Genomic DNA, 510 nt, shown 5'->3' on the forward strand with positions numbered 1-510 from the left:
ACGAGACTATCGAAGATATTCCTGCCAGTGGCGGCACTGAGACTCAGAACGGGGTCTGGAAAGCGAACAATGTCTTCGCGCTTCAGAGTAACGAGTCCCGTAAAAAAGTCATGATACTGTTGACAGACGGGGTCAACGACGACTGTCAGCAGCCGTGGGCCGGTGACGATACCGATGATCTCGATCCATTTGACTGTGGATCTGGTAGCTCGTCCCCGACTGACAATGAACTGACGGTCGAGTACGCCAAGGACGCCGCAGCGGACGACGTCACCATCTACACCATCGGATACGGTGATTCCAGCGCAATTGACCAGGGGCTACTACAGCGTGTCGCGACTGTCTCCGGCGGTGAGTTCTATCGTGCCGACGACGCTGACGAGTTGAACGACGTCTTTGACGATATTCGGCGCTCCATCGCCAGTACACAGATCATTGCCCGGGAACCAATCTCCTCAAACATGACGGCTAACGGTACTGTATACACACCGGCGGTTCCTGGTGACGACA

1 protein-coding gene is annotated in these 510 nt (G+C 55.3%); it reads left to right on the top strand.

Features of this window, described 5'->3' with window-relative positions; translation table 11 throughout:
• Nucleotides 1-17 precede the first annotated feature (17 nt).
• Nucleotides 18-510 (top strand): VWA domain-containing protein (locus D3D01_RS22685; RefSeq protein WP_233563625.1); only part of this gene is annotated, 493 nt, incomplete at its 3' end.

Source organism: Haloarcula sp. Atlit-7R (genome assembly GCF_003666065.1).
Lineage (GTDB): Archaea > Halobacteriota > Halobacteria > Halobacteriales > Haloarculaceae > Haloarcula > Haloarcula taiwanensis.